The organism is Curtobacterium sp. VKM Ac-2887 (assembly GCF_015350935.1).
In the GTDB taxonomy this organism is placed as follows: domain Bacteria; phylum Actinomycetota; class Actinomycetes; order Actinomycetales; family Microbacteriaceae; genus Curtobacterium.
On record NZ_JADKSB010000005.1, the window covers coordinates 73,965 to 92,128 of the forward strand.

Annotated in this window: 18 protein-coding genes and 1 tRNA gene; 12 read left to right on the forward strand and 7 right to left on the reverse strand. The window is 71.5% G+C overall.

The features are described 5' to 3' along the window. The first annotated feature begins 72 nt into the window (after window positions 1-72). Window positions 73-954 carry an NAD-dependent epimerase/dehydratase family protein gene (locus tag ITJ69_RS07500; RefSeq protein ID WP_131846194.1) on the forward strand — a complete coding sequence of 294 codons (882 nt, stop codon included), beginning with the start codon at window positions 73-75 and terminating at the stop codon, window positions 952-954. 149 nt (window positions 955-1,103) lie between these two features. On the opposite strand, the gene ITJ69_RS07505 is transcribed toward ITJ69_RS07500, so the two are convergent. Both ITJ69_RS07505 and ITJ69_RS07510 read right to left on the reverse strand, forming a co-directional pair. After that, window positions 1,104-1,301 (reverse strand): hypothetical protein, encoded by a 198-nt coding sequence (locus ITJ69_RS07505; RefSeq protein WP_123938243.1) that lies wholly within the window; start codon window positions 1,299-1,301, stop codon window positions 1,104-1,106. Between the two features lie 26 nt (window positions 1,302-1,327). Then, window positions 1,328-1,400 (reverse strand) — tRNA-Val (locus tag ITJ69_RS07510). 111 nt (window positions 1,401-1,511) lie between these two features. Between ITJ69_RS07510 and ITJ69_RS07515 the strand changes: the two genes are divergently transcribed. After that, window positions 1,512-2,156 (forward strand): SatD family protein, encoded by a 645-nt coding sequence (locus ITJ69_RS07515; protein ID WP_123292593.1) that lies wholly within the window; start codon window positions 1,512-1,514, stop codon window positions 2,154-2,156. Beyond that, window positions 2,156-3,013, forward strand: coding sequence for a hypothetical protein (locus ITJ69_RS07520; protein WP_194672469.1), 858 nt, complete (start codon window positions 2,156-2,158; stop codon window positions 3,011-3,013). The genes ITJ69_RS07515 and ITJ69_RS07520 overlap by 1 nt, the downstream gene beginning before the upstream one ends. A gap of 174 nt (window positions 3,014-3,187) precedes the next feature. Here ITJ69_RS07520 and ITJ69_RS07525 read toward each other — a convergent pair whose 3' ends face one another. Further along, window positions 3,188-3,520: a hypothetical protein gene (locus ITJ69_RS07525; RefSeq protein ID WP_194672470.1), complete on the reverse strand. Its 333-nt coding sequence runs from the start codon at window positions 3,518-3,520 to the stop codon at window positions 3,188-3,190. 578 nt (window positions 3,521-4,098) lie between these two features. Here ITJ69_RS07525 and ITJ69_RS07530 point away from each other — a divergent pair. The 3 genes from ITJ69_RS07530 to ITJ69_RS07540 are packed head-to-tail and all read left to right on the forward strand — an operon-like array spanning window position 4,099 to window position 6,215. Continuing rightward, the gene (locus tag ITJ69_RS07530; RefSeq protein WP_159572994.1) at window positions 4,099-4,626 is read left to right on the forward strand and encodes a hypothetical protein; all 528 of its coding nucleotides are present in this window, start codon (window positions 4,099-4,101) and stop codon (window positions 4,624-4,626) included. 60 nt (window positions 4,627-4,686) lie between these two features. Then, entirely contained in the window at window positions 4,687-5,667 is a 981-nt protein-coding gene (locus ITJ69_RS07535; RefSeq protein WP_159572993.1) for an aldo/keto reductase, read from the forward strand. After that, entirely contained in the window at window positions 5,664-6,215 is a 552-nt protein-coding gene (locus ITJ69_RS07540) for a hypothetical protein (RefSeq protein WP_194672471.1), read from the forward strand. The genes ITJ69_RS07535 and ITJ69_RS07540 overlap by 4 nt, the downstream gene beginning before the upstream one ends. Before the next feature lie 86 nt (window positions 6,216-6,301). Here the strand turns inward: ITJ69_RS07540 and ITJ69_RS07545 are convergent, their stop codons facing one another. Continuing rightward, the gene (locus tag ITJ69_RS07545; protein WP_323743055.1) at window positions 6,302-7,885 is read right to left on the reverse strand and encodes a CoF synthetase; all 1,584 of its coding nucleotides are present in this window, start codon (window positions 7,883-7,885) and stop codon (window positions 6,302-6,304) included. Next, window positions 7,882-8,919, reverse strand: coding sequence for a hypothetical protein (locus tag ITJ69_RS07550; RefSeq protein ID WP_194672472.1), 1,038 nt, complete (start codon window positions 8,917-8,919; stop codon window positions 7,882-7,884). Before ITJ69_RS07550 ends, ITJ69_RS07545 begins: the two co-directional genes overlap by 4 nt. Before the next feature lie 103 nt (window positions 8,920-9,022). Here ITJ69_RS07550 and ITJ69_RS07555 point away from each other — a divergent pair, with 103 nt between their 5' ends. The 5 genes from ITJ69_RS07555 to ITJ69_RS07575 all read left to right on the forward strand — a co-directional run bounded on the left by ITJ69_RS07555 (window position 9,023) and on the right by ITJ69_RS07575 (window position 13,532). Continuing rightward, on the forward strand, window positions 9,023-9,400 hold the full coding sequence (locus tag ITJ69_RS07555; RefSeq protein WP_123340429.1) for a holo-ACP synthase: 378 nt from the start codon (window positions 9,023-9,025) through the stop codon (window positions 9,398-9,400). Window positions 9,401-9,524: 124 nt separating this feature from the next. Beyond that, window positions 9,525-9,833, forward strand: a complete 309-nt coding sequence (locus tag ITJ69_RS07560; protein ID WP_123292585.1) for an acyl carrier protein — start codon at window positions 9,525-9,527, stop codon at window positions 9,831-9,833. After that, window positions 9,830-11,005: an acyl-CoA dehydrogenase family protein gene (locus ITJ69_RS07565; RefSeq protein WP_323743056.1), complete on the forward strand. Its 1,176-nt coding sequence runs from the start codon at window positions 9,830-9,832 to the stop codon at window positions 11,003-11,005. Before ITJ69_RS07560 ends, ITJ69_RS07565 begins: the two co-directional genes overlap by 4 nt. Further along, entirely contained in the window at window positions 11,002-11,949 is a 948-nt protein-coding gene (locus ITJ69_RS07570) for an amino acid--[acyl-carrier-protein] ligase (protein ID WP_194672473.1), read from the forward strand. Before ITJ69_RS07565 ends, ITJ69_RS07570 begins: the two co-directional genes overlap by 4 nt. Then, window positions 11,946-13,532, forward strand: a complete 1,587-nt coding sequence (locus ITJ69_RS07575; RefSeq protein WP_194672474.1) for an alpha/beta fold hydrolase — start codon at window positions 11,946-11,948, stop codon at window positions 13,530-13,532. Before ITJ69_RS07570 ends, ITJ69_RS07575 begins: the two co-directional genes overlap by 4 nt. Window positions 13,533-13,706: 174 nt before the next feature. Here the strand turns inward: ITJ69_RS07575 and ITJ69_RS07580 are convergent, their stop codons facing one another. Both ITJ69_RS07580 and ITJ69_RS07585 read right to left on the reverse strand, forming a co-directional pair. Continuing rightward, the gene (locus ITJ69_RS07580) at window positions 13,707-14,633 is read right to left on the reverse strand and encodes an alpha/beta fold hydrolase (RefSeq protein ID WP_194672475.1); all 927 of its coding nucleotides are present in this window, start codon (window positions 14,631-14,633) and stop codon (window positions 13,707-13,709) included. Between the two features lie 53 nt (window positions 14,634-14,686). After that, a complete protein-coding gene (locus tag ITJ69_RS07585; protein ID WP_111085695.1) occupies window positions 14,687-15,175 on the reverse strand; it encodes a peroxiredoxin in 489 nt (162 codons plus the stop codon). Window positions 15,176-15,416: 241 nt separating this feature from the next. Between ITJ69_RS07585 and aceE the strand changes: the two genes are divergently transcribed. Beyond that, window positions 15,417-18,161, forward strand: a complete 2,745-nt coding sequence (gene aceE / locus ITJ69_RS07590; protein WP_123292581.1) for a pyruvate dehydrogenase (acetyl-transferring), homodimeric type — start codon at window positions 15,417-15,419, stop codon at window positions 18,159-18,161. Window positions 18,162-18,164 lie beyond the last annotated feature (3 nt).

The window sequence follows — 18,164 nt, forward strand, 5'->3', positions numbered from 1 at the left end:
CTACGGGACGGGACAATTGTCTCATCACAGGTGTACGGTGACGAGACACTTGTCCCATCACTGGAGGATCTCATGCGCGTCTTCATCACCGGCGGCACCGGCACCATCGGAACGGCCGTCGTCGCCGAACTCATCGCCGCAGGCCACAGCGTCACTGCGCTCGCCCGCTCGGAACGCTCGGCCGCAGCCCTCACCGCGGCGGGCGCAGAACCGATCCGGGGCGGTCTCGGCGACCTCGACGTCCTGCGTGCCGGTGCTCGCGCCGCCGACGGCGTCGTCAGCCTCGCGTTCTCGAGCGACTTCAGCTCGCCGGACGCCCTGACCCGGGGCATCGCCGAGGAGGCGGACGCGATGGCCGCACTCGGCGAGGAACTCGTCGGCTCCGACCGCCCGTTCGTCGTCGTGTCCGGCACCCCGTGGGTCCCGGGCAGGGCGTCGACCGAGGCCGACCCTCTGCCCCTCGAGGGACCGGTCGCCGGCCGCGCTCGGTCGACGCTCGCCGCGCTCGAGCTCGCGGAGCGCGGCGTCCGGGTGTCGGCGATCCGCCTGCCGCGGACCGTGCACGCCGACGGCACGGGCGGCTTCGCGGGCATCCTCACCGAGACGGCCCGAGGCAGCGGCGTGGCCGGGTACCCCGGAGACGGCGAACAGCGCTGGCCCGCCGTGCACGCTCGGGACGCTGCCGTGCTCTTCCGACTGGCGCTGGAGGTCGCACCGGCCGGCACGGTCTGGCACGCCGTGGCCGACGAGGGCGACCGGGTGCGCGACCTCGCCGAGGTGATCGGCCGACGGCTCGGACTGCCGGTCGAGCGCGTCGCGGATGAGACGTTCGGGGCGTTCGCCCCGATCTTCGTGATGGACCAGCCGGCGTCGAGTGAGCACACGCGTCGCACGCTCGGTTGGGAGCCGGTCCACGAATCACTGCTGGCAGACCTGGAACACGTCGAGCGCTGACGTCGAGCGCTGACGTCGCGCCCTGGGCGCGACCGAGGGACGGACGGGAGGCGCGGTGCAGGCCCGCACCGTGCCTCCCGTCCGCCGTCGGCGCGCGTGACCTGCCCCGCGTCGGTCGCGCGGACCGGTGCGGTCGTCAGGCGGTGCGGTCAGTTCCCCCACACGAAGAACGCGATGACCCCGCCGACCAAGACCGCGCCGATCGGGACGAGGTACACCCAGTCGTGACGGATCGGACCCTGTCCGGGCTGGTGGTCGCGCTGGAACGGGGCGACCGGGTTCCCACTCGTTCCCGGCAAGAAGTCGACGGAGTGCTGTCGGACCGGCTCGTGTCGTCGGCTGTTCATCGGACCCCCCGTGATCGCGTCTGCGGTGGGCTCTGGCGGGCTCGAACCGCCGACCACTTCGGTGTAAACGAAGTGCTCTACCAACTGAGCTAAGAGCCCGCGACACGATCCTAGAGGTCGATTCCCCGTATCGTTGCGCTGGACATCCCGTCCGTTGGCCAGTTCAGCGCTCGGCTTCATTTCGCCGATAGTAAGCCGTACACTTAACCCATGTCCGACGACCCCGTCTACGCCGTGATCCTCGACCTCGTCGACTCACGAACGCTCGACGACCGCCCCGCCGCACAGCGCGAGGTCGAGCAGGCGTTCCGCGAGACAACCGACGTCACCCCGGTGGACCCGGTGCACGCGACCGTCGGCGACGAATTCCAGGTGATCTACGCCACGCTCACCGACGCGCTCGTCGCCAGCACCGCCGCCATGCTCGCCCTGCCACCGACGGTGCAGGTCCGGCTCGGGATGGGTCGCGGGACGGTGCGGACGGTGGGGTCCGGTACGAGCGGTCCGCTCCAGGACGGCCCGGCGTGGTGGTCCGCCCGCGACGCCATCAACGAGACGCACCGCCGTGAAGACGGCAGGACGTCCTTCCTCCGGTCGTGGTTCCACGCGTCCGACGATCGCCACGGCACCGAGGAGCGACTCGTGAACGCCTACTTCCTCAGCCGCGACCACGTCATGGCCCGCCTGACGCCCCGGGCAAGACGCATCGCGCTCGGCCTCGTCCAGGGCCGGACCCAAGCGCAGATCGCCGCGACCGAGGGGATCACCCCGTCAGCGGTGTCCCAGTCGGTGCAGAAGTCGGGTGTGGCCGCGATCGTCGAGGGCCTCCGGGTCCTCGTGGGACAGGAACGCTGATGCTCGCCGGGATCCTCCTCGCACTCATCGGTCTGGGCGACGTCGTCCGGGCCCGCACCGGTGCCGATGCACACCGGCAGCGCACGCTGACCACCATCGCGGTCGTCGTACTGTGGGCCGGGGCGTCCGCCGTGGCGTGGCTCGGTCTCGGTGTCCCCGCGTGGAGCGTCCTCGTCACGGTGGTGCTCGCGGCGGCGTGGATCGCCACGACCGCGCCGGTCCGAGCCGGTACCGGGACCGCCGACGACGACCATGACGCGCCGACGACCCGGGGGCTGCTGCGGCGGTCCGGGTCCTGGCCAGCGGTCCTGCTCGCCCTCGCCGTCGCCGTGCTGCTGCTCTGGGGGCCACTGCCCGACGGCACGGGCTTCGTGGTCGACTGGCACGACGGCTCGGGCCTGGCGTTCGTCGACGCCGTTCCGCTCGCCGCCGTCGTGGGCGGTGTCGGCTCGGCGCTGTTCCTCGTCGACTCCGCGAACGTGGTCGTCGCCCAGGCACTCCCGCCGGGACTGCAGCGCGGAGCCACCACGGGCGCCGAGGCCAATCACCTCCGCCGCCGGTTCGGGCGACGCCGACGCTCCGACGCCGACGCCGAACAGTCCGGGGACAGCACGGTGAGCCTCAAGGGTGGACGACTGATCGGCCCGATCGAACGGCTGCTCCTGGCCGGGTTCGCGGTGGCGGGGGCCTTCCCGGTGGTCGCCGCACTGATCGCGGCCAAGGGCATCGTCCGGTTCCCCGAGATCCGGCGCGAGACGACCGGCTACCAGGCGGAGTACTTCCTGATCGGCAGCCTGGTGAGCTGGGCGATGGCCTTCGCCGCCGCCGGCATGTGCTGGCTCCTGGCGCACAGCTGATCCGCGCGGAGCCCGTCGCTCGCGCCCGTCCCGGCTGCGTCCCCCGAGGTTCCGAAATCTCGGCATCTCGCGGCCCTGAGCGCGTCGCTGTGGAACCTCGGCGACGAACGGGCGGCGAGTTGTGGAACCTCGGCGCAACGAGTCCGCCCGGCATCGGGGCGCTTCGGAGCCTCGTCAGGCCGCGCGGCGGGCCCGACCCTCGACCTGGCGTTGGACGAACGCCTGTCGGAGTCGCTCGAACAGCACGGCCGGACGCCCGGTGTCGGCAGCTGTCGCGTGGATGACGATCCAGCCGTTCACCGCGAACCCGTTCGACCGGCGCTGATCGTGCTGGAACGTGCGGCGGTCACGGTGGTGGTCGCCGTCGTACTCGAGCGCGATCCGGAGCGTCGGCCAGGCGAGGTCTGCGCGGCCGAGGAACGAACCGCGGTCGTCCACGACGTCGACGTTCACCTCGGGTTCCGGGAACCCGGCGTCGACGACTCCGAGCCGGAGACGGGTCTCCATCGGTGACTCGACTCCTGTCCGCACCTTGTCCAGCGCCGCTCGTGCTCGTCGTGCCGAGCGACTCCCCGCGACGACCGCGGCCGCCAGTCCGTCGATGGTGGCGAGTCCGCTCGGGCCGACGAGGTGGTCGCCGAGGACGACGAGCTCGATCGGGGTGAGCAGCGACGCCGACTCGAACCATGCGCGTGCAGGAGGGCTGACCGGGATACCGGAGCCCTGAGGTCACGACGGGTCAGCCGCGATGGGCTCGCTCCGGCCGCCAGCGCCTCTCGCACCGGGAACGGCCTCGGCGAGTGGTCGACGCGTGCTCGGCTCCCCATGACGAGAGCATCGCGCACGAGGCGCCGGGCCCGACCCCGGTGGGACGCATCTGTGGAGAACGACGCGGGACGGGCCTCCAGTCCGAACCAAAAGGACGTGGCGAGGTTCCACGACATGCCGCGCGATGATCACCGAGGTGCCGATCCCGGGCGAACAGCGGCCCGAGGTGCCGAGATTTCGGAACCTCGGGGCGCACCGCGGAACCTCGGGCGCACCCGCACCCGAGAACCCCGGGGGTGGCGGGTACCCTCTCCCTCGTGAACGGTGCCGGTGTCCTCGACGAATCCGGGCGGCTGCGGCTCCTCGGCTCCGGGGTGACGGGTGCCGCGTTCGCGGTCGTCCTCGTCATGCTCGTGTTGTCGTCGTGGACGGAGGCGACCACCACCGTCCTGGTCTCCGTCGGCATCCCGTCCGCGGCGGCAGGTGCCGCGATCGCCGTGTACCTGCAGCTCCGGTCCTGGCGCGCCGAGGGCGGGTACGAGAACTCAGTCCTGGTCCGCGACTGGGTCGCCGAGGGCCAGATCCCGGTCGGAGTACCCGCCGACCTGTGGATCCCGCTCGTCCAGGCGCAGGCCGACCGCGAGGGAGCCGGCTGGGGCAAGGTCGTCCTCGGCACGCTGTGGATCGCGATGACGTGGTCGATGCGTGACCAGCACGACGCCCTCATCACGACGATGTTGATCCTGCTCTGGGCCGGCATGGTCCTGTGGGCGGCGGTGTGGGTCATCCCCCGTGCTCGAGCGGCCCGTGCGCTGCTCCGCCGCGGCGTCTCCACGATCGGCTGAGCGACCGCGCGGGACCATCGGCTGAGCGACCGCCGGAGCCCGCTGACTACGCTCGGCGGCATGCAGAGTCGCACCCTCGGTCGCACCGGCCGCGAAGTCTCCCCCATCGGTCTCGGTACGTGGCAGTTCGGCGGTGACTGGGGTCCGGTGAGCGAGGCGGACGCGAACGCCGTGATGGACGCCTCGGTCGAGTCCGGTGTCACGCTCTTCGACACCGCCGACGTGTACGGCGACGGTCGCAGCGAGCAGCTCATCGGTTCGTGGCGCGCATCGAACCCCGACGTGCCGGTGACGGTCACGACGAAGATGGGTCGGCGTGCCGAGCAGGTCCCGGCGAACTACGTCGCAGCGAACTTCCGCGAGTGGGTCGACCGCTCCCGCACGAACCTGCGGCAGGACACGCTCGACCTGGTGCAGCTGCACTGCCCGCCGTCCGAGGTCATCGGCGACGACGCCGTGTACGACGCCCTCGACGCGCTGGTCGCAGACGGCTCGGTCGCCGCCTACGGCGTCAGCGTCGAGACGGCCGACCAGGCACTCGCCGCGATCGCCCGGCCCGGCGTCGCGAGCGTCCAGATCATCCTCAACGCGTTCAGGCTCAAGCCGCTCGACCGCGTGCTGCCGGCGGCCCTGGAGGCAGGGGTCGGCATCCTCGCGCGCGTCCCGTTGGCCTCGGGGTTGCTGTCCGGCAAGTACACGACGGAGACGTCGTTCGCCGAGGGCGACCACCGCAACTACAACCGCCACGGCGAGGCCTTCGACCAGGGCGAGACGTTCAGCGGTGTGGACTACGACGACGGCGTGCGCGCGGCACAGACCTTCGCAGCGTCGCTGCCGGACGCCGTCTCGGTGCCGCAGGCGGCGCTCGCCTGGGTCATCGCGCAGGACGGCGTGACCGCGGCGATCCCCGGAGCCCGCAACCCGGAGCAGGCCCGGTCGAACGCGGCGGCCGGCGACCTGCCGGAGATCGACGGCCTGGACGCCACGGTGCGCGACCTCTACGACACGTGGTTCCGCGCCACGGTCCACGACCGCTGGTGAGGACCCGCGTCGTCGCGGTCGCGGTGGCCGCACTCCTGCTGCTGTCGGGCTGTGCCGCGCCGGGGGCGGGGGTGTCGCGCGACGCCCCGCCGTGGCCGCGGCCGACCGACCTGTCCGCCCGTGCCGACGCGGCGGGGCTGCGGAACGTGTGGGGCGAGCGGCTCGCCGAGCACGTCCACACCCACCTGACGATCCTCGACGGTGACACCCCGGTGACGGTCCCGGCGAACATCGGGCACTCGGACCGGGGGAAGTTCGCCGCCGAGATCCACACGCACGACACCTCGGGCATCGTGCACGTCGAGTCCCCCACCGAGCAGACGTTCACGCTCGGCCAGTTCTTCGACGAGTGGGGTGTCTCGCTCGGTCCGGAACACCTCGGTGGCCTGCGCGGTGAGCTCACGGTGTGGGTGGACGGGCGCCGGACGATCGGCAACCCACCCTCCATCGAGCTGACGAACCGGCGCGAGGTCGTCCTGATCGTCACGACGATCGGCGAGGTCCCGCGCCTGCCAGCCCCCTTCGACTGGCCGCCGCAGTACGGCTAGCTCGAACGGTGCGGGGTTCCGTACCCGGTGCGCCCCGCCGGGACTCGCACCGAAGACGGAACCTCGCACGGAACCGCACCGCCCGCTCACGCCTTCTTCGGCGCGACCCACGCCAGGTCGAGCTCCCACTGCTCCACCGAGCCGGCCGGCAACTGCCACACGTACTCGTTCTTGAGCTTCTTGCCGTCCTCGCGGAACGGCCCCGTCCGGTACGGGTAGAACGCCACCGTCGGCAGCGTGCCGGGCGGCGCCGTCCGGATCGCGTTCGAGAAGTCCTTGTTCAGCCGCCGCAGTTCGGCGATGACCGCGGGGCGCGCCGCGTCCGAGTCGAAGGACCCGGCGCCCGCCGCGAGCTGGAACGCGATGTGCAGCTGGCGGTCGCCCCGGTCGTCCTCGTAGCTGATGAGCCGGTGGTTCTCGACGGCCTCGAGCAGCTCCGGGTCGCCGTAGACCACGTCACGCACGACGTCGGGTGCGACGACCGCGCCGTTGTAGTCGACGGACAGGTCGGACCGGCCGTAGTGGAACAGCAGCGGCAGGTCGAGCTCGGCGGCGTCGGCGAGTTCGTCGAAGCCGTGTGCGCGGAGCGTCTGCCGCAGTGGACGCATCCGCACGACGTGCCCGCGGTCGTGGATGTTGTACCGGATCCGCGGGCTGATGTTCTCGGACCGGGTGATCGTGACGACGAGTTCGCCGAGTTCGTTCGTCTCGATCAGGTACCCGAACGGGTTGAACTGGAACACCATCGGCAGCACGCCGTACTCGGCCTGCTTCGTCAGCGCGGCGGACAGCTCGGGCGACGCCGCGATCGCCCGACGCAGCTGCACGCTGAACGGCGTCTCGATGCCGAGGTTGATCTCGAGGTCGCTCGCCCCGTACGACCCGAGGACGGCCTGCGCGTACTGCTCGATGTGGGCTCGCATGTTCTCGCTGATGCCCTCGCCACCGAACGCCGCGACGATCGTGTACTCGCTCCAGTCGAGCCGGTCGTCCTCGAACAGCGCCTTCAGGAACGGCGGGTAGCTGCAGATGATGTACGTGAAGTCGGTGCCGAACTCGCGCATCGTCTGCACGATCTTGTCGCGGTCGGGCCCGATCGACTTGATCATCGACGACTCGGTGAGCGACGCCGTCACGTTCATGCCGGTGGCCCACGCCCCGAGCGAGAACGCGTTGAGCACGAACGGCTGCTTCGGCAGGTCCTTCGCGGTGCGCGAGAACCCGAGCTGCAGCAGTTGCCGTGTGGCCTGGCGTTCGTCGGGACCGCGCACCCAGCTGGTCGGCGTGCCGCTCGACCCGCTCGACTCGTCGACGACGACCCCGCGCCGTGGCAGCCGTCCGTCGACGCAGCGCTCGGGGATGCTCCACCGCTTGACGTACGACTCCTTGTCCATCTCGGGCAGCCCCGAGATCGCTGCGGCGATCCCGCCACGCGTGTCGAGACGGAACGGACGGGAGGCCCGCCCCGCCTCCGCCAGGAAGGCCCCGTACGCAGGCACCCGCTTCGCAGCCCGCTCCACGGTCCGCCAGGCACGCCAGCGTCCGAGGGTCCAGCGGAGCGGTTCGATGCCCGGCGTGAGCAGGAGCTTGTGGGTGCCGACGCGCGGCATGAAGAGCGCCACGAAGGTCTCGACGACCCACACGACCGTGAAGACCGCCGCGCGCTTCACCGTGCACCCCCGACCGTCATCGCGGCCGCCGGTCTACGGTGTGCCAACGGCGGTGGCGCGCTGTGCCCGAAGCGGAACAGCATCCACGCCATCCGGCCGTCGGACTCGTCGACGCCGGCCTGTTCGACGAAGGCCGCGTGCGACCGCGGGTTCGTGATCACGGTGCCGAACGGGTGCAGGGCGATCCCCCGCGCGGTGAACTCGAGCCAGATCCGCATGAACACCCGGCCGGCCTCGACGTACTCGGCCGGCGTGCGGAACGGCCCTTCGAGCCAGCCGAGCTGCCGGACCCCGCGCATCGTCGACAGGTACACGCGCTTGAAGACCCCGCCGACGCCGGGGGCTTCCCACAGCCCGCGGTGCTCCATCGCGAACCGGAGCACCGGTCCGGGCATGAGCATCGTCTCGGCCGACAGACCGTCGCCGGTCGTCGCGGCCTGCCGCTTCGAGAACCGCAGCCAGTGCAGGATCTCGTCGTGCACGGCGTCGTGCTGCAGGTCGTCGAACAGCGTCTCCTGGTTCACCCGCACGATCTCGTCGACGGTCGCCCGGTCGGACGTGGTGCGGAAGCGCTGCCCGGCTGCCGACGCGATGGCGGACGCGGCCTCGATCGCGGAATCGTCCACCAGGGTGGCGTCGTAGGGCCTGCGTGAGGTGCGCCGCGCGAGGAAGCGGGCCAGGGCCTCCCGGTCGTCCGCCGTGACCGCCCGCGGACGCAAGGTCACGCTGCCCAAGCGGTGCAGACGGTCATCGGCCGCGCCGTCCAGCCGGCCGAAGTCCATCTCGGCGTGGTCGAGCCGCTCCTGCACGGAGAAGCCGTGCGCCCGGGCGACGACCTCGAGCCCGGCCAGGAACACCCCCGCGCAGACGTGCCCGAACGGGATGCCGAAGGACTCCGCCGGCAGCCCCCGTCGCAGGTCGTAGAACACGGTCGCGGTGCGGTCGTCCTCGACGCGCACGACGATCGGTTGCGAGTTGTGCGGCGACGGGTAGTGTCGCGCGTCCTCGATGATGCCGGTCCACGGTGATGCCATCGGTTCCCCCTCGGTGGTCTCTGGCACCGATCATACGAACCCCCTCCGACGCCCATGCCGCTGCCGGCATGCGGGGCCACCGAGACGTGCGTAGCCTGCTGCCATGGGCACGATCCGGACCGGCACCGACCTCGCCGCGGTCGAGGACGTCGTGGCGGGCATCTCCGCCCACGGTGAGCGGTACCTGGACCGGCTCTTCACCGTGCGGGAGCGCACCGACGCGGGCGACGACCCGGAGCGTCTTGCCGCACGGTTCGCGGGCAAGGAAGCGGTGGTGAAGCTCCTCCGCCCCGCGCCGGACCAGGCGATCCCGCTGCGCGACGTGGCGATCGTCCTCGACGACCACGGGGCGCCGACGGTCGAACTGACCGGGGCCGCCGCCGCGCTGGCCGAGTCGGTCGGGTGCGGCCCGATCGCGGTGTCGCTCGCGCACGAGCGGGGTCTGGCCGTGGCGACGGCGGTCGCGCTGTCCGACCGCTGACGGGGCGCACAGGCACCCTCCCCCGCGCCACCCTGTACCACCGCACAGGGGCGTCCGACGCCGTGCGGTTTCGCGCACCCGCACGGCGGTTTCCCGAGGCCCGGTCTTCCTTATCGTTGCCGTCATGGACCAGGAACCACAGCTCTCCAGCACGACCGCACCGACGGCGACCACGACCGCGACGCTCGCCGACCCGGCGATCGAGCAGGCCGTCCGCCGCGCCCTCGCCGACCACGGGCGCCTGACCGTGGACGCACAGGACGTCGCCTCGATCGCCGACCTGTACGCGCTCGGGCTGTCGTCGCACGCCACGGTGAACGTCATGCTCGCCGTCGAGTCCGAGCTCGACGTCGAGTTCCCCGACTCGGTCCTGAACCGGTCCACCTTCGCCACCGTCGAGTCGATCGTGGCCGCTGCGGAGCTCGCCTCGTGACCCTGACCATGGCGGCGACCGCGGTCGTCGACCGGTTCGCCGAGCGTGCCGCCGCCGTCGCCGCGGTCGCCGCGCAGTTCGCGGACGAGGTCGACCGCGACGCCCGTCCGCCGCGCGAGGCCATCGCTGCGATGCGCGAGTACGGTCTGCTCGCCGCTGCCGTCCCCGCCGAGCACGGTGGCGAGGGCGCTTCGGTGTCCGAGCTCTCCGCGATCGCCACCGAACTCGGTCGGGCCTGCGCCGCGACCGGCATGGTGTTCGCGATGCACCAGGGCCAGGTCATGGCGCTCTGGCGGCACGGCGGCGACGGTGCCGGCGTGCTCGAGACCATCGCCGCGGTCCGCGACGGCGCACTCGTCGCCTCGGCCACGACGGAGCGCGGGGTCGGTGGCGACGCCCGTCGTTCCACGTGCTCGATCGAGGCCACCGACGACGGCCGGATCCGCCTGCGCAAGGACGCGCCGGTGATCTCGTACGCCACCGAGGCCGACGCGGTGTTCGTCACCGCCCGCCGCGACCCGGACGCCCCGGCCTCCGACCAGCGGCTGCTCATCTGCCGGACCGACTCGATGGTGCTGTCGCAGACCTCCACCTGGGACACCATGGGGCTGCGCGGGACCTGCAGCAACGGCTGGATCCTCGACACCGAGACCACCGTCGACCGGGTGTTCCGCGACGACTACGCCGCCATCTCGGCGCAGACGGTCCTGCCGGTCTCGCACGTGCTCTGGGCCTCGGTGTGGCTCGGCATCGCGGCCGCGGCGAGCGAGCGCGCCCGGACGGCCGTCCGCAAGCAGGCGCGCGCCGCGATCGGGACGACCCCGCCCGGAGCGCTCCGGCTCGCCGAGCTCTTGGTCGACCTGCAGGGCCTCGCCGACTCCGTCCGGCACGCCGCCGAGCGGTTCGACGCCGCGGCCGACGACCCCGAGGTGCTCGCCTCGAGCGCCTACGCCCTCGCCGCGAACGCCCTGAAGATCGGGGCGTCCGAGCGCGTCACCGACATCGTCACGAAGGCGATGCGGATCGTCGGGATCGCGGGCTACGCAGCCTCCGGCCCGATGAGCATCGCCCGACACCTCCGAGACGCCCACGGTGCCGCCGTCATGGTGAGCAACGACCGTCTCCTCAAGAACGACGCCGACCTGGCCCTCATGACGGGAGTGATCTTGTGACCCTCACGGACCCCACCACCACCACCGCTCCGGACCTCGACGCCGCCCGCGCCGCACTCCGCGCCCGCCTGCTCGCCGACCGCGTGCTCATCGACCTCGGCTCCCCCGGGCTGTACGGCCGCACCGGCGTGTTCGAGCGCGTCTACACGGCCGTCGACGCCGCAGCCGTGCGCAGCCAGCAGGACCTCGACGCCGAGGTGCTGCGGTTCCCGCCGGTCGAGCCGCTCGCCGCGTTCGAGCGCACCGACTACATCGCGTCGTTCCCGGACCTCGCCGCGTCGATCTCCGGCTTCACCGGCGACGACCGCACGCACCGGGCACTGCTCGCCGCCCGCGAGCGCGGTGAGCGCTGGGAGGGCTTCCTCGAGCCCGCCGACCTCATGCTCACCCCCGCGGTCTGCCACCCGGTGTACGGCCTGGTCGGCGACACGATCCCGCAGGAGGGCCGCTTCTTCGACATCGTCGGCGACTCCTTCCGCCGCGAGCCGTCGCTCGACCCGATGCGCCTGCAGGCCTTCCACATGCACGAGTTCGTGCACATCGGCACGCCGGCGTCGGCCCAGCAGCACCGCGACGGCCGGATCCCGGTGATGCGCGAGTTGCTCGAGTCGTTCGGCCTCGAGATCGACGTCGTCCCCGCCAACGACCCGTTCTTCGGCCGCGTCGGGCAGATGCTCGCCCGCAACCAGGTCGAGCAGGCGCTCAAGTTCGAGTTCGTCACGCCGGTCTACGGCGACGACCACCCGACCACGGCGATCAGCTCGGCGAACCTGCACGAGGACCACTTCGGCACCTCGTTCGGCCTCCGCACCGCCGACGGCGAGGTCGCCCACAGCGCCTGCATCGCCTTCGGCCTGGAGCGCATCACCATCGCCCTGTTCGCCGCACACGGCACGGACGTCGACGCCTGGCCGGCGTCGGTCCGCGCGGCACTCGAGCTGTGACGACGCTGCACGGGTGGTCCGGTTCGCCGGCCGTCCGCGCCGCCGTGCAGCTGCCGCCCGCGGCGCGGGCCGGCGTCGTCATCTGTCCGCCGCTGGGACAGGAAGGCGTGATCGCGTACCGCACGCTCCGCCTGCTCGCAGACCGCCTGGAGGCCCGTGGCATCGCCTCGGTGCGCTACGACCCGTCCGGACGCGGTGACGGCGCACCCGACACCGACCCCGACGCGCAGGTCCGGTCCGCACGCCACGCGGCCGCCGTGCTCCGCACGTCGGGAGTGCAGCACGTCGCGTTCGTCGGACTCGCCTCCGCAGCCCTCGTCGCCGCGGCCGCCGCGGAGGAAACCGACGCCCTGCTCGTCTGGGACGCCCCGGCGTCCGGTCGGGGCTGGCTCCGTCGGCAACGTGCCCTCGCGACGATCACGATCGGCAGCGAGCGGATCGTGGACGGCGTCGAGAGCCTGATCGGCATCGAGGTCGAACCCGACGAGGCGACGGCGCTCTCCGCCCTCGCCTTCGCGCCGCGCACCGGTCCGACCGTGGCGCTGGTGCGGCCCGAGACCCGCGCGCCGAAGGCCCTCGGACCCGTCGAGACCGTCGAGGTGCCCGGCAGCGCCGAGTTGCTCGACGGCACGAGCATCCACGCCCGGATCCCCGGAGCCGCGGTCGACCGAGCCGTCGCCTGGCTCGACGCCTGGGCGCCGACCGCTGCGGCGCAGGTGGTGACGCCCGTGCTCGACGAGGTCCTGGACGTCGACGGCCGCGTGTCGGAGCGCATCGTCCACCTCGGCCCCGACGCGCTGTTCGCCGTCGAGACCGTGTCGTCCGCCCAGCACCACGACGCCCCGCTCGTCGTCCTGCACAACGGCGCCGCCGAACACCGGGTCGGTGCCACCGACTACCAGGTCGACCTCGCCCGTGCGCTCGCGCGAGACGGCGCCCGCGTCGTCCGGGTCGACCGCCGTGCCACCGGCGAGAGCACCAGCGTGCGCGAGGACGAACGCAGCTTCCTCTTCGCCCAGGAGTGGGTGGAGGACCAGTCCGCCGTCGTCGCCGACCTCGGTACCCCTTCGGACCGCCTGGTGCTCGTCGGCATGTGCGCCGGCGCGTGGCTCGCCGGTCGGTCGGCGGACGAGGCCCCGCGCTTGGTCGTCGAGATCAGCCCGAACGACTACCGCCGGCAGCCGGCGGCCCCCGGCAGCTACGAGGACGCCGTCCGCGCGGTCGACGCTCCCTCGGCACGTCGGCTGTGGGTCCGCCAGCGGTACAACGCCGTCGTGCCGAAGGCCCTGCGCGAGTGGATCGCTCGGCGGGACCGGGTCGGCGGCGTCGTCGAGCACGTCCGACCGCTCGTGGAGCACGGCACCGACGTCGTCGTGATCGCCGCCCCGGACGACGCCGCGCTGTTCGACCGGCTCGGCGGACAGAAGGCCCTGCGCCGCTACGGCGGTGTCGGTCGGCGCGGTTCGGTGTCGATCGTGCGGGTCGAGGACGGCGACCACTCGCTGTTCTCCCCCGTGATGCGTCGCGCCGTGCGCGCCGAGGTGCGTTCCCGCGTCGCGGCGACGTTCCCCGTCCCCGCCTGACCCGTCGACCCGCTCCGGTGCGTGTGCATCGAGCGACGTTCCACGAGCGGATCGACTCGTGGTCTGTCGCAGTGTGCGCACGCATCAGGTGCGTGTGCATGTTCCGACGATCCACCGGTCGATCGACGCGTGCTTCGTCGGAACATGCGCGCGCAACGACAGCCCGCGCGAGCGTCAGGCGAGTGCAAGCTCCCGCGCCACGGCGTCCGGGTGCTCGACGTGCGCGAAGTGCCCGCAGTCGTCGAGCAGGACCGTGCGGACCCGCGGCACGAGCTCCCGCAGGGCCTCGAGGTCCGCGACGCGCGCGAACACGTCGTCGCGCCCGGCGATCGCGGTGACCGGGCAGGTGATCCCCCGCCAGCGGCCGAGGTCGTAGCCCGCGGCGGTCCGCGCCGCGTCGGTGAACCGGGTCGGCCGGAGTTCCCGGACGAAGGCGTCGAGCACGCTGCGGTCGAGGCGTCCCACGTGCGTGAACACCGGCGCGGCGAGCAGCGGCAGCAGCCCGACGCGGGACAGCGCCCGGAGCATCGGCCGCGCGGCCTCGCCGGTGATCGACAGGCCAGCACGCAGCAGGGTGAACGACGGCAGCGTCCGGAGCCCTCGGAGCGGGTGCCGTGCGGCGTCCGCGGTCGCGACGGTCGTTCCGGACACCAGGGCCACCGACCGCACGAGCCGGGGCGCGACGACCGCCAGGTGCATCCCGACGAAGGCCCCCATCGAGTGCCCGACGACGTCCACCGTCGTGATCCCGAGTGCATCCAGCACCGTGACCAGCGACACGGCGACGTCGTCGAGGTCGAACGCACCGCTCGGCGCCGGCGACGATCCCCATCCCGGCAGATCGACGAGCACCAGGCCACGGTCACCGACGCCGTGCGCCGCGGTCAGCAGCGGGGTCCACGTCGACCAGGAGCCCGCGACGCCGTGCAGCAGCAGGAGCGGGTCGGGACCCGGGCGGTGGTGCACCACGACGGGTCCGGCGGGCGTCAGGAGCTCGGTGCGCCGGAGGTGCCACGTGGCGGGCGTGGGCGACACCGGGTAGGGGGCGTAGGCCTCGGTGGTGACCACACGGTCACGTGCGTCCGTGTCGATGGCGTGCACCGGGCCTCCTGTCCGCTGTCGACGCGGATGCGTCGCAGGAGGGATTCGGAACGCTAGCCGACCGGGACGGGTGCGGTGCAGGCGGCGAGGCGGTCGAGCGCGGCCTTGTACTCTGCGACGTCGCGCTGCAGGCCGGGCTCGGTGATGATCGAGGCCTTGATGCGGCCCTGCACGTCGATGACGAAGGTCGCGCGGGTGGCGAAGCCCTTGTGCTCGAGGAAAACGCCGTACTCCTTCGAGACCGCGCCGTGCGGCCAGAAGTCGGCGAGGAGCTCGAAGTCGTAGCCGTTGAGCTCGGCGAAGGAGCGGAGCGTCGCCTTGGAGTCGACCGAGATGCCGATCAGCTCGACGCGCTGGTCCTGGAACATCGCGACGTTGTCCTGCAGGGCGCAGAGCTCGTTCGTGCAGTTCGACGAGAACGCGAGCGGGAAGAAGACGAGTGCGACCGGGCGGTTGCCGCGGAAGTCGCTGAGTCGGACGTGCTCACCGAACTGGTTCGGGAGCTCGAAGTCCGGCGCGAGAGAGCCGATCTCGAGAGCCATCGGGACGTGTGCTTCTTCCTCGGGTGTGGGGTGTACCCGTCGGGTCCGTGCGCACGCGGGTCGCGTGTGCACGATCGGCCATGCTACGCCGACCGCACCCGAATGCAAGCACCCGCCACGTGCACCGCACCATCAGCATCACCGTCGGTGCTGGGGCCTAGAGTGGACGGGGCCCCATCCGGTCGTGACCCGACCACCGGAGCCACCATGTCCACCACCACGAGAACGAACGAGGTCAAGGGTGACGGTGAACGACCAGGACCCGTACAGCACCGGGGCGAACGACCAGGACCCGCAGGAGACCGCCGAATGGCGTGAGTCCCTCGACGGATTGGTCCAGACCCACGGACACCAGCGCGGTCGCGAGATCATGCTGAGCCTGCTCAAGCGGTCCAAGGAACTGCACCTCGGTGTGCCGATGGTCCCGACGACGGACTACGTGAACACCATCGCGCCGGAGAACGAACCCGAGTTCCCCGGCGACGAGGAACTGGAGCGCCGGTACCGCCGGTGGATCCGCTGGAACGCGGCCATCACGGTGCACCGCGCGCAGCGTCCGGGCATCAGCGTCGGCGGCCACATCTCGACGTACGCGTCGAGCGCCGCGCTGTACGAGGTCGGCTACAACCACTTCTTCCGCGCGCAGGACCACGCGTCCGGCGGCGACCAGGTGTTCTTCCAGGGCCACGCCTCCCCCGGCATGTACGCCCGCGCCTACATGGAAGGGCGTCTCGGCGAGGACCAGCTCGACGGGTTCCGGCAGGAGAAGTCCCACGCCGGCGGCGGCCTGTCGTCGTACCCGCACCCCCGGCTCATGCCGCACTTCTGGCAGTTCCCGACCGTGTCGATGGGCATCGGCCCGATCAACGCGATCTACCAGGCGCAGCAGGCCAAGTACCTCACCAACCGCGGCATCAAGGACGCCTCCGACCAGCAGGTCTGGGCGTTCCTCGGCGACGGCGAGATGGACGAGGTCGAGTCGCGCGGACAGCTCCAGGTCGCCGCGAACGACGGCCTCGACAACCTGAACTTCGTGATCAACTGCAACCTGCAGCGGCTCGACGGTCCGGTGCGCGGCAACGGCAAGATCATCCAGGAGCTCGAGGCGTTCTTCCGCGGTGCGGGCTGGAACGTCATCAAGGTCGTCTGGGGGCGTGAGTGGGACGACCTGCTCGCCCGCGACACCGAGGGCGCGCTGCTCAACCTGATGAACCAGACGCCGGACGGCGACTACCAGACGTACAAGGCCGAGAACGGCGCGTACGTCCGCGAGAACTTCTTCGGGCGCGACCCGAAGGCGCTCGAGCTCATCGAGGGCTACAGCGACGACCAGGTCTGGAACCTCAAGCGCGGTGGCCACGACTACCGCAAGGTCTACGCCGCGTTCAAGGCCGCGACCGAGCACAAGGGCCAGCCGACGGTCATCCTGGCGAAGACGGTCAAGGGCTACGGCCTCGGCCCGAGCTTCGAGGGCCGCAACGCGACCCACCAGATGAAGAAGCTCACGCTCGACAATCTCAAGCAGTTCCGCGACGAGATGCGCATCCCGATCTCCGACGCGCAGCTGGAGGAGAACCCCTACACGCCGCCGTACTACCACCCGGGCAACGACGACGAGGCGATCCAGTACATGCACGAGCGTCGTCAGGCGCTCGGCGGCTACGTGCCGGAGCGTCGCACGAAGTACACCTCGATCACCCTCCCCGAGGACGCGAAGTACCAGGTCGTCAAGAAGGGCTCCGGCAAGCAGGAGATCGCCACCACCATGGCGTTCGCCCGGCTGCTGAAGGACCTTCTGCGCTCCCCGGACTTCGGCAACCGCGTGGTGCCGATCATCCCGGACGAAGCCCGCACGTTCGGCATGGACGCGTACTTCCCGACGGCGAAGATCTACAACCCGAACGGCCAGCACTACACCTCGGTCGACCGCGAACTGCTCCTGGCGTACAAGGAGAGCCCGCAGGGCCAGATCATCCACGTCGGCATCAACGAGGCCGGGGCCATGGCGGCGTTCACCGCGGTGGGCACCTCGTACTCGACGCAGGGCGAGCCGCTCATCCCGGTCTACGTCTTCTACTCGATGTTCGGGTTCCAGCGCACGGGTGACGCCATCTGGGCCGCCGGCGACCAGATGACCCGTGGCTTCATGATCGGCGCCACCGCCGGTCGCACGACGCTGACGGGCGAGGGACTGCAGCACGCCGACGGCCACTCGCTGCTCCTCGCGACGACGAACCCGGCCGTGGTGTCCTACGACCCCGCGTACGGGTACGAGATCGGGCACATCGTGCAGGCCGGCCTCGACCGGATGTACGGCACGAACGAGGACGGCTCGCCCAAGCACAGCGACCCGAACGTCATGTACTACCTGACGGTCTACAACGAGCCGATCGTCCAGCCGGCCGAGCCCGAGGGCATCGACGTCGACGGCATCGTCAAGGGCATGTACCTGCTCAAGCCGAGCGAGCACGACGGCCCGAAGGCCCAGCTGCTCGCTTCCGGTGTGGCCGTGCCGTGGATCCTCGAGGCGCAGCAGCTCCTCGCCGAGGACTGGGGCGTCTCCGCCGACGTCTGGAGCGTCACGAGCTGGGGTGAGCTGTACCGCGACGGTCTCGACGCGGAGCAGCACGCGTTCCTCAACCCGAACGAGTCGCCGCGCACGCCGTACGTCACCGAGCGCCTGCTCGCCACCGAGGGGCCGGTCGTCGCCGTCAGCGACTTCATGCACCAGGTGCAGGAGCAGATCCGCCCGTTCGTGCCGACCGACTACGCCACGCTCGGCGCCGACGGCTTCGGCTTCTCGGACACCCGTCCGGCCGCTCGCCGCTTCTTCCACATCGACGGCCCCTCGGTCGTCGTGCGGACGCTGCAGCAGCTCGCCCGCCAGGGCAAGGTCGACGGCGCACTCGTCCAGCAGGCGATCGACAAGTACCGCCTGCACGACGTGACCGCCGGCACCACGGGCAGCGCGGGCGGCGAGAGCTGATCA